Raw genomic sequence first — 10,910 nt, 5'->3', positions numbered from 1 at the left:
CCTATTTAAAATATAGGGCTGTAAAATTCATCCTCTCCATTAAAAGTGAATTTTATCACAATGTTTGAAATTTCGTCATTTTTGCCGCCTTTCCTTCCCCCTCAAACGGTAAGATTAGGTATATACTGAACTTAAAAATTGAACCACCGCAATTTGTACCGTCCTTCCTCCCGGCCGAGATGACCCTGATCAGGACGGCAACGGTTTGCGGCGAACCTCGGAGGCTACTGCTTACTACAGAAGGTCGTCCGATGGACATAAAGGGGAGATAGACTTATGAGAGAACTAACAACTGTACTGGAAAAGCGGGGTAATACTAACTGTTTCTCGGAATCAAATTTCAACCATCTGCTGGTTACCATGAAAGATAGAACCTATCCGGAAGGTACACATCTGTACTGGGAAGGCGACATCTCTGACAAACTTTATTATATGAAACGGGGCCGTGCCCAGATCACCAAATCCACGGATGAAGGCAAGGAACTGATCATGTACATGTATCAATCCGGTGATATGATTGGGCAGGCTGATCCCTTCTTTGGCTCTAAACACAGCTTCTCAGCGGAAGTATTAGAGGACAGTGAGATCGGTGTACTGGAACATAAAGACTTGGAGATGTTAATCTGCCAGCATTGTGACTTTGCGATCGACTTCATGAAATGGATGGGCATCCACCACCGGTTGACACAGACCAAGTTCCGGGATCTCATGTTATATGGCAAATCGGGTGCACTTTGCTCCACCCTCATTCGGTTGTCGAATTCGTATGGTGAGCCTCATGGAGAGCATGTCATTATTCACAAAAAAATTACCCACACGGACCTGTCCAATATGATTGGAGCCACTCGTGAAAGTGTAAACCGCATGTTAAGCGATCTGCGTAAGAAAGACGGGATTGAATATGACAATGGCATGATTGTCATCAAAGATCTGAAGATGCTGCAAGGGATCTGTCACTGTGAGCTTTGCCCGAACGAGATCTGTCGTATTTAATATTTGACTATGCAATCGGAAATTGCTTATATATTTAATGAAAAAAAGCCCAGTTCTCTAAAAAAGAGATTGGGCTTCTTGGTATACTTAGGATGCATTGGTCAATTCAAGCTTTACCGCATCACGTGGATTCAATTTCATGTCCAGACCATTTTCCATTAATTCTTTGTCATTCACCATAATGACCCACCGCTCATTCATACGAGGCGTGACATTCTCGACCGAGACGACAAATTTGTTGTTCTCCGACATTCTTACAATGCCGCTGGACTTCAACACATCGCGAACTGTGCACTCTTGAACGTAGACGCCAGCATATTGACGATTAAGAGTTGGCATAATGTTTCCACCGCTAACCTTGAGTAACGTTGTCTGATATGCAACGCCATCCCCGCCACTGTCAGCGGCTTTCACGTAAATGATCACTTCATCTTTGGCATGAAGCTCCATGTCCCAATCTTCCTGTTCAATATCCTTGCCGTTTAATTTGACAGCCCAGCTCAGCGAAGAATCCAGAGAAACTTCACCCACGGATTGAATCCGCTTGCCATCTGCCGTAAAATCAACCAGTCCGCTATTGAGTAATGCTTTTTTGAGTGTCAAACCCTCACTAAAATCTCGCTTAATGGACTTTGTTGCATCAGGCAAAAACGTACTGCCATCTACAGCCACTGTGATCGTATTCGCTGTTTCTGTCTCTTTGACAATTGGCTGCTCAGAAGGCTGTGTCTCACTACAACCAGCCAAGATCGCCAGTAGGAGCAAACATACACCTATGTAACCGGGGATTTTCTTCATCATGTAGGTAACACCACCCTGCGTAAAATCATTCACCCTGTTGTCCATAACCTCTATTATGGCACAACTTTCGGCAAAAAAAAGTGTCAAAGCCGTTACTTTTATAGGGTACCGCGTGCAAATAAGGCTTGTACAAGAAAGAGAGCCTGCACACAGGCTCTCCAATCTAAATCATTTTTACGTTCTCATTGGTTACGTTATCATTGGACACAAGCCTGCATGTATGTCCGTCCTCCATCTCCATCTTTCAGATATGGATTAAGCCCGAAGAACTGCTCCTCAGACACATATACCCCTGTCAGCAATCGCCCTTCAAGTAATCCACCATCCACCTGTACGCAGCATGAAGGTGCATCTACATACTCCTGATACAACGGAATCTGCCCATATTGTTGATGGACCTTAAATACCTTGCCTTGCTCATGCAGAGGCCGTTCCGAGAAATAGGTAGGCACAATGTAACGAGCAATGACATCCAGCTCCTGTAAGCTATAAAAGGGTTCATCCCCGAGCCATGGTGCAAACATTCGAATCTTCTCATATTGAGACCAGACAACCGCCTGAATCAGCATTTCTGCCTGAACCAGCCGACCTTCTCCCACATCTAAAACCAATTGCTTACCATGGATAGTTTCTTCCATCTGAGACATCGTTGAATCAGGTTGTCCCAGCTCACATCCGATACACTTCCAGCCCCTGGACGTTTGAATCCATTTTTGCAGCACTGCCGGAGCTAATTTCGGACCATCGCTGTTCACAGAATGCGTATTCACTTCGGCAAGATCATCCTTAACTGAACGGGAATATGCTGTGCGCTTAAACAACTCTGCAGCTTTTTTGTAAATTAGATGGACCTGAATGGATGCGCTCTCAAGTTCTGCAATATCTTTTTTGCCGTAGCGTACTTCACGGGATAAGCTTTCTTCTCTCATGACAAGTGGGCCTCCTTCGCTCCGGCCGTCTGTGGCCATTTTCTATAGATTATACTACAACTCATGACAACATGTGCATAGCCCAAGAGAAAAACGCCGATCAACATAATACTTAAGACAAAAACCCCTGATTTCCACGGAAATCAGGAGTCTATGTCACTCATGCAACGAAAGTGGGTGATGCTTATACGTTAGTCAACCCACTGCTCAGCCCAGTCTTGAATTTGATTCATGACAGGCTGGAGCGCTCTACCTTTATCCGTCAGTTCATATTCAATACGAACTGGCGTCTCGGGATAGACGTGACGAACCAGAATACCTTCACTCTCCAGATCTTTCATCCGTTCGGATAACATCTTATCACTCATGGATGGAATCAGATTGGAGATATCCTTGAATCGCTTCGAACCACTCATCAACGTTTGAATAATTAAACCATTCCAGCGCTTGCCCAAAAAAGAAAACGCCGTCTCAAAACGCGGACACATCCGCAAGTCTTGACCTTCCACATTAATCACCTCTTTAGAGATCACTCAACTTACATTTTGTTAGTATATTTCATAATAACATATTTAAGCTTCAAAGAAAACGCCTGCAACTAAAAAGTTTAAATTTTAGAAGCATAACATCCAAAATGGATCATACATCCCAGTATACATTACACGCTGCGTCGTAACCATGGGAAATACCGTATAACTTCCCCATAGTACTATCTTACCCAAAAAGAACCCAACTGCCACAGTCATCATTGACTCGGAGAAGGGTTCTTTTTGAATATAACTTATAATTTCCATTACACGATTGAGTTAGTGAATTAGACCAGTACGCCCCCAAATGGTCTTACAGGTTCGCTCTTGCCAAATTCCGGCTTAAAGCTGCGGGCAGGATATGCCCATTTCACAGCGTTGCTGATCACTCTTAATATTTCCGGTTTGTAATAGGTCGGATATGTCTCATGACCTGGTCGGAAATAAAAGATTTTACCTTCACCACGCCGGAACGTACATCCGCTCCGGAATACTTCCCCACCCTGGAAGTTACTTACAAACACCAGTTCATCTGGTACTGGAATATCGAAGAATTCGCCGTACATTTCTTCTTTTTCCAATACAATCTTGCCCTCGATGCCATCCGCAATCGGATGAGATGGGTTAACACACCATACAATTTCCTGCTCGTCAGCTACACGCCATTTCAGATCGCAGCTGGTTCCCATCAGCGCTTTGAATGGTTTGGAGAAATGACCTGAATGGAGCACAATCATTCCCATTCCGTTCAGCACTCGCTGCGCAACCTTCTGTGAGATCTCATCGCTTACGCGATCATGTGCCATATGTCCCCACCATATGAGCACATCTGTGGAATTCAGCACTTCATCACTTAATCCGTGTTCAGGCTGATCCAATGTAGCCGTACGAATAGCAAAGCCTTCGCCGCCAAGTCCGTCAGCCAGTGCTCGATGCAGACCATCCGGGTAGACTTCCCTTACTTCATCGTGAATTTTCTCATGGACAAATTCATTCCAAATGGTGACGTTGATCATATTCAATTTCCCCCTAGTGTAGCTCTAAACCCACCACATATCGCCCAGCGGTTCTTCGATCAATACTTGCTGGAGATTTTGCACGGCTTTAGAGAATCCTTCTTCAACCGACATCAGACCGTCTTCGTGCTCAATACTTACTACATAATCATATCCGACCAGACGCAAGGCACTCATAATATCTGCCCAAGTCTTGTTATCATGTCCATAACCAACCGAGCGGAACTGCCAAGCCCGATCCAGCATATTGGTATAGTCCTGCATATCCGTTACACCGTGTTTGTTCACGTTTACCGGATCAATCGTTGTATCTTTTGCATGGAAGTGATGGATGGCTCCTTCACGTCCCAAGATGTGAATTGCCTGAACCGGATCAATACCTTGCCACCACATGTGACTTGGGTCCAGATTGGCTCCGATCACTTCACCTGCTGCTTCACGCAGTCTCAGCAGGGTTGCTGGAGTATGAACGGAGAATCCACCGTGCAGCTCCAATCCAACTTTTACGTTACGATCTGCTGCAAATTTACCCCACTCTGTCCAGTACGGAATAACTTTGTTCTCCCACTGCCACTTCAGGATCTCCTGGAAGTCATTTGGCCATGGTGCAACAGGCCAGTTCGGATACTTGGCATCCTCATGGTCTCCCGGACAACCGGAGAATGTATTCACTACAGGTACTTCCAGCTTCTCAGCCAGTTCTACCGATTTAACAAAATCATCGTGAAATCCTTTGGCAATATCCTTTTGCGGATGTAGCGGGTTACCGTGACAGCTAAGTGCACTGATCGTCAAACCACGTGATTCCACTGCATTTTTGAAATTTTTCAATGCTGTAGAATTGCTTAACAACTCATCTGGCTTACAATGTGCATTGCCTGGATGTCCGCCTGTTCCGATCTCTACTGCTTTTAATCCCTTAGATGCTACATAATCAAGAGCATCCTCCAATTTACGTCCTCCGAATAGTACCAAAAATACGCCGAGTTTCAAGTGCGATTCCTCCCTGGAATAGATATCGTATGATTGCTGAATTCATGAATATTGAACTGTATACAATTACCGTTCAGATCACATGCCTGTTTGATTAGTGTGGAAAATCGAGAGTGTTTCTATCCTGAAATTGAACGTAAGAATACTGGTTATTCTGCTTCACTCGAAAGAGCATCAAGCTTCGAACACTTTTTACTCCGACTAGTGGGATTCCACGGTTTCAATCTCAGTTTGAACTGTACGAGTTACTGCAAAAGAATCATAGCTGCTCTCCAGATGTACGTGCTTGCCTTCAAGTGAAGAACGCTGGAATGAATGCATGGCTTCCAGTACGTGATAAGCAAGCTTGCCACTGGCTTTGTGTTCCCGTCCGGCACGAATGGATTCAACCATTTCCGTTACGCCGATGCCTCGTTCGTTTTGTCCACTTTCGAAGACTTGTTTGACCGTCTCCCAAGTGTCTTGACCGTATCTGCGAACCTTCACTTCCCCGTTAAAATAATTGGGGTCCGGTACACTAAGCGTACCTTCTGTACCATAGATTTCAATGCGTGGCAGATCCGAAGCTCCGCGAATATCGAAACTGGTAATCATGGTTGCAATGGCACCTTCTGCAAAATCAATGGTTCCTGCCAAGTGGGTAGGCGTCTCTACTTGAAGCGCTGTACCTTCCTTCGGCCCAGAGCCAATCTTGCGATCTGCAATCTGTATGCCTGCCGAGGCGCTGATTCTGCGTATCGGTCCAAGCAGCGTAATCAGAGCGGTCAGGTAGTAAGGTCCCATATCAAACATCGGTCCGCCACCTGCAACATAAAAGAACTCCGGATTAGGATGCCAAGCTTCTGGTCCTCCACCCATGAAGAATGAAGTCGCTGCAACAGGCTTGCCAATCAGCCCATCCTCAATGGCTTTACGAGCTGTCTGTATGCCTGAACCAAGGAAGGTATCCGGTGCAGAACCAACATACAATCCCTTTTCCTCAGCCAACTCAACAACCTTGCGACCATCCTCAAGAGAAATTGCCAGCGGCTTCTCGGCATACACATGTTTGCCTGCTTCGAGTGCAGCCAGATCGGTCATGGCGTGACTGCCAGGAACCGTAAGGTTCAACACAAGTTCAATTTCGTTATTTTGCAGCAACTCATCTACATTGTAAACGTTTGCGATATTAAATTCATCTGCCCGTTCCTGAGCGCGTTCACGAATCAAATCCGCAACAGCCACGACTTCAATGACCGGGTTGTTTTTGAGATTTTCCAAGTAGATGGCGCTGATGTTACCACACCCGATGATGCCTGCTTTCATTTTCTCCACTGTGACGTTCATCTCCTTACGCATGGTGAAAATCTGCGTTTGAATGGTTGAGATACATATGTTTTGTTGGATGTTCCTGTTCCTTAAATCTAATACTATGGTATTCCGTTTCAGCTTCAATTAAAATGAATAATATGATTGAAACATGAACTATCTGGTCATAATTTTCAAATTGCAAGGAGTATGCCCATGCCGACAGATCAATCCTGCCAAGTTCTTACAGCAGGCTTTTCATTTCATCGTAAACCCTACGCTATGGTGCAGCCTGAAGGGGTGAAGAACTACCTGTTAAGACTGCAAACAGACGGACGTTGCCGTGCACGCATAGACGGGGACATGTCCCTGGTGGATGCGGGCGATCTGCTTCTTTTTGATCCTGATGAACCCTATGAGCTGAGAATAGACAATGAAACCAATCCGATGGGAGAACGACTGGTGGAGAGTGGTGACTATCACATCTTCTTTAATGGTTCCTGGGTGGATGAGTGGTGGAAACGTCACAAACGGCCGACCCGGATCAAAGTCGAACTGACGGAAAGTCTTTTGGTCCTGTTTCGACAGCTCGTACTGGAGCAGCGCCGCATCTCCAATCCTTATCCGGAAATTTCAAGTTATTATATGCGAATTTTATGTCTCGAAGTGGATCGTCTGCTCGCGGAGCATCCAACGATAACCAACACCAATTATGTGGCTTATGAGATCAAAAACTACATTGAAGAAAACGCTTCCTCTTTATTCAAGCTCGATGATGTGGCAACACATATTGGCATTAGTGTCTCACGGGGTGTACATCTCTTCAAAGAAGCGTTTGGCAAAAGCATCATGCAATACACGCTTGACGTACGGCTGAATATGGCCAGGGAACGAATTATTTTCAGTCCAATGACCCTGGAGCAAGTGTCTGAGTCTTCTGGCTTTAACAACTATACCTATTTTCATCGGGTATTCCGTTCCCGGTTCGGCATGTCTCCGAAGGAATTCCGCGTCATTCACCGGGAACAGATGTAATCATACCAGTATACGTAAGTTGAACTTATTTGCGCGCGGCTATGGCCTCGGATACAACCATCGCCAGATCTTCATTTCCAAACATGGACAACACGCCAAGTACCGTATCATCCGGGATTTCACCGGCTTCCTCCTTGGATACAATCAGCTTCTGCACCTGCTGCAAACGCTCGTTGCTCTGCTGATTCGGGTAGGCTTGCCGGTACATCTCCTCCGGGTCCAAACCATGATTGACACACCACTGGGCAAATACGAGGATCATCATCTCTTCTTCCTGTTTATAGGTTTCTACAACAGCTTCCTCGATCTGTTTATTACGTTCCTTTTCATATTCATCCATGACTTGTATTCCTCCGTATGTGTATTCTGCAATTATTTGCGAATCAATTGTTCCGCCAGTTCATGACTGTCCATGACATGACTTGCACTGATCAGGCAATCATCAGGTAAGTCCAGACAAGCCAGGAAATTATCAACTGCTCCGCTAAAACCTCTACGTGCTAACACGGTGTCCCAGCTCCCGAACGTTTCTTTGGTTTCCAGACTCCCCTGTTCCATGTAGCTGATCGTGTCCATGTTCACCACTTCAACAGATCGTCCACCACCATGCAATTCGATCTTCTCCAGATCTGCCCCAGCTTCACGCACCATATCAAATCGACCGTAGGCTGTTCTGCCCAGCTTGGCCGTTCCGGTTACATGCAGCAGTCTGTCCAGATCATTCTTCCGAATCCATTGATGAAGCAACTCCACATTATGATCCGAGTACCACAACATCAGATCCAGCATATGGATGAAATCATCATAGATGGTTTCTGCCGCAGGACGATCCTGAATGCCTGTACGATGTTTGGTCACTGTCAAGGATTCAAAACCTTTTCCACCCTGCATCCATTCTTTCGCTTTTTGGTACATCGGTGCGAATCTGCGGTTGAAGCCCACTGCCAGCAACAGCCCTTGTGCCTCGGCAAAAGCAGTCATCTCTTCCGACTCCCGAATCGTATAGGATAACGGTTTGTCTACGTACACGGCTAATCCCTGTTCCAGACATTGCATGACAATGTCAAAGTGCGCTTCCGTTGCTGTATGTACAAACACCGCATCCAAGTCCCAGGACAACAGTTCTTTCAGATCCGTTGTTCCCCGTTCTAATCGATACGCCTCCTGAACGGCTTTGACCGGCTCCGGAGATCGGTTCATAATGCCTACAATCTCCACGTTCGGATGAGCTGTTAACAGCGGCAAATATACTTTACGTGCAATATCGCCGAGGCCGATAATTGCAACTCGTTTACGTTGGGTTGTTTCCATGATGATCATTCCACCTTCAGTTCGGTTCTATATTTCCACGTCCTATAGTGTAACCCTTCGGACAGCAACTTGCCAGTGATTGCAGCACACTTCGCACGAATTGTTCAGACAATGGGCGAACGTGGTAAACTTATAAGGAACAGCAGTACAGATCGGGACACAACCAGACCTGCCTGATCTGAAAGGAGCGTTTGGGATTTTGCGAAAATGGTTATGGCTTCTGTTATATGTTTTACTTGCAGGAGTCACGTTTATTTACAGATATGAACTGCTGGCCTGGACCGATCTCCATCAGTCCATTCCGCTGTTACTCGCCATGGCAACATTGTTTGCTCTTGTGCCTGTAATTCCTTTTAAGTTTGTTATTATCGCCTTTGGTTACAGTTACGGTACCACCACGGCAGCCTGGATATGCTGGCTTGGTACCACACTTGCAGCCATGCTCGTGTATGGCGGAGCAAGAACCATCTTTAGACATCAGGCAAGATCGTACCTCGAACGAATTCGGGGTCTGAACCGTTTTACCACATGGATGGAAGCACATCCGTTCATGGGTGTCATGTCGATGCGACTGTTGCCGATCGTGCCTCAGATGGCCGTTAATATCTACGCAGGTATAACGTACACGCCATTCTGGGTCTTCATGCTTGCCACGGCCATTGGGAAAATGCCAGCGATTTTTGTATTTGCCTATGCAGGTGCACAAGCTGAAACCTCAATCTGGCTGAGCCTGGCCATCCTTGCCGGATATCTGGTGTTCATGGCCATTATATTACTCTTATTTCGCTTTCGGTCACGCAACAAAGCCTGAATTCAGAATTCGCAAACCGTTCAGATTCAGCTTGTTTTCATTCCGGCTTGGTTGGCTTGCCAATTCAGGATATAATAGAAGAGCAAGCCTAATGCTTGTGTAATAAGTTTTAATAAAACGGTAGATTGCTGGAGCTCGAACACGAGCGCTAAATCTTCATCAGAAATGGAGTGACTATAGCATGGAACAACATTCAAGTGAGTTAGCAACTTTTGCAGGCGGATGCTTCTGGTGTATGGTATCCCCCTTTGAAGAACTGCCCGGTATTCATAAGATCGTATCGGGTTATACAGGAGGACATACCGAGAATCCAACATATGAAGAGGTCTGCTCGGAGACAACAGGACATGTAGAGGCTGTGCAAATTACGTTTGACCCTGCCATCTTCCCTTATAAGAAACTGGTTGAACTGTTCTGGCAGCAGATTGATCCTACGGATACAGGCGGGCAATTCCATGACCGTGGATCTTCCTATCAGACGGCCATCTTCTATCACAGCGAAGAACAGCGCCAGATTGCGGAAGCTTCCAAAGCGGAGCTGGGACAAAGCGGACGTTTTGACAAACCAATCTTTACACCCATTTTGCCAGCCAAACCATTCTATGAAGCGGAAGAACATCACCAAAATTATCACCGGAAGAACCCTGCCCATTACAAACGCTACAGCAAAGGTTCTGGACGTGTAGATTTCATCGAACGCAACTGGACCGGTAACGTGGATAAAGACGGGCTGAAAGAGCGTTTGACGCCGCTTCAATATGAAGTTACGCAGAACAGCGCGACCGAGCCTGCATTCCATAACGAATTCTGGGATCACCACGGTGATGGTATCTATGTGGACATCGTATCTGGCGAGCCATTGTTCAGTTCTACTGACAAATACGACTCCGGCTGCGGCTGGCCGAGCTTCACACGTCCATTGCGTGACCACAACGTGAAGGAAAAAACCGATCTCAGCCATTTCATGATTCGTACCGAAGTGAGAAGTCGTGAGGGTGATTCCCATCTGGGTCACCTGTTCAACGATGGTCCTGCCGAAGCAGGTGGAATGCGTTATTGCATCAACTCTGCGGCACTTCGTTTTGTACCCAAAGAAGACTTGCAAAAAGAAGGATACGGTGAGTACGCCGTCCTTTTCCAATAAGTTATAATAAAATACAAAAAGAGCAGTGGGATGATCCCGCTGCTTTTTTGTTGTACGTTCTTG

Annotated in this window: 12 protein-coding genes; 4 read left to right on the top strand and 8 right to left on the bottom strand. The window is 46.0% G+C overall.

All coding sequences use genetic code 11. From position 1 onward, the window contains the following. Positions 1 to 276 precede the first annotated feature (276 nt). Positions 277 to 993 (top strand): Crp/Fnr family transcriptional regulator, encoded by a 717-nt coding sequence (locus ACDJ59_RS05990; RefSeq protein WP_413407972.1) that lies wholly within the window; start codon positions 277 to 279, stop codon positions 991 to 993. An 87-nt stretch (positions 994 to 1,080) separates the two neighbouring features. Here ACDJ59_RS05990 and ACDJ59_RS05985 read toward each other — a convergent pair whose 3' ends face one another. From ACDJ59_RS05985 to ACDJ59_RS05960, 6 genes are all read right to left on the bottom strand, one after another. Beyond that, entirely contained in the window at positions 1,081 to 1,794 is a 714-nt protein-coding gene (locus tag ACDJ59_RS05985) for a hypothetical protein (protein WP_017687552.1), read from the bottom strand. 197 nt (positions 1,795 to 1,991) lie between these two features. Further along, entirely contained in the window at positions 1,992 to 2,723 is a 732-nt protein-coding gene (locus ACDJ59_RS05980) for a hypothetical protein (RefSeq protein WP_413407971.1), read from the bottom strand. 191 nt (positions 2,724 to 2,914) lie between these two features. Continuing rightward, positions 2,915 to 3,211 carry a winged helix-turn-helix transcriptional regulator gene (locus ACDJ59_RS05975; RefSeq protein WP_074096966.1) on the bottom strand — a complete coding sequence of 99 codons (297 nt, stop codon included), beginning with the start codon at positions 3,209 to 3,211 and terminating at the stop codon, positions 2,915 to 2,917. 326 nt (positions 3,212 to 3,537) lie between these two features. Further along, a complete protein-coding gene (locus ACDJ59_RS05970) occupies positions 3,538 to 4,266 on the bottom strand; it encodes a ThuA domain-containing protein (RefSeq protein ID WP_017687549.1) in 729 nt (242 codons plus the stop codon). Between the two features lie 24 nt (positions 4,267 to 4,290). Further along, the gene (locus ACDJ59_RS05965; protein WP_413407970.1) at positions 4,291 to 5,259 is read right to left on the bottom strand and encodes a sugar phosphate isomerase/epimerase family protein; all 969 of its coding nucleotides are present in this window, start codon (positions 5,257 to 5,259) and stop codon (positions 4,291 to 4,293) included. A gap of 201 nt (positions 5,260 to 5,460) precedes the next feature. Then, complete coding sequence (locus ACDJ59_RS05960; RefSeq protein WP_413409731.1) at positions 5,461 to 6,573, bottom strand: Gfo/Idh/MocA family protein; 1,113 nt, start codon at positions 6,571 to 6,573, stop codon at positions 5,461 to 5,463. A 189-nt stretch (positions 6,574 to 6,762) separates the two neighbouring features. Between ACDJ59_RS05960 and ACDJ59_RS05955 the strand changes: the two genes are divergently transcribed. Then, positions 6,763 to 7,581: an AraC family transcriptional regulator gene (locus tag ACDJ59_RS05955; protein WP_017687546.1), complete on the top strand. Its 819-nt coding sequence runs from the start codon at positions 6,763 to 6,765 to the stop codon at positions 7,579 to 7,581. Between the two features lie 25 nt (positions 7,582 to 7,606). Here the strand turns inward: ACDJ59_RS05955 and ACDJ59_RS05950 are convergent, their stop codons facing one another. Further along, entirely contained in the window at positions 7,607 to 7,921 is a 315-nt protein-coding gene (locus tag ACDJ59_RS05950) for a hypothetical protein (protein ID WP_127545610.1), read from the bottom strand. Between the two features lie 32 nt (positions 7,922 to 7,953). Next, entirely contained in the window at positions 7,954 to 8,892 is a 939-nt protein-coding gene (locus ACDJ59_RS05945) for a Gfo/Idh/MocA family protein (RefSeq protein WP_413407967.1), read from the bottom strand. Positions 8,893 to 9,091: 199 nt separating this feature from the next. On the opposite strand from ACDJ59_RS05945, the gene ACDJ59_RS05940 reads away from it, so the two are divergent. Both ACDJ59_RS05940 and msrA read left to right on the top strand, forming a co-directional pair. Further along, positions 9,092 to 9,703: a TVP38/TMEM64 family protein gene (locus ACDJ59_RS05940; RefSeq protein WP_413407966.1), complete on the top strand. Its 612-nt coding sequence runs from the start codon at positions 9,092 to 9,094 to the stop codon at positions 9,701 to 9,703. A 181-nt stretch (positions 9,704 to 9,884) separates the two neighbouring features. Next, positions 9,885 to 10,847 (top strand): peptide-methionine (S)-S-oxide reductase MsrA, encoded by a 963-nt coding sequence (msrA, locus tag ACDJ59_RS05935; protein ID WP_036614455.1) that lies wholly within the window; start codon positions 9,885 to 9,887, stop codon positions 10,845 to 10,847. Positions 10,848 to 10,910 lie beyond the last annotated feature (63 nt).

It is taken from the genome of Paenibacillus amylolyticus (assembly GCF_047302515.1).
Taxonomy (GTDB): Bacteria; Bacillota; Bacilli; order Paenibacillales; family Paenibacillaceae; genus Paenibacillus; species Paenibacillus amylolyticus_G.
Note: the sequence above shows the minus strand (reverse complement) of the source record. Positions and strands in the feature narration are given on the sequence as shown.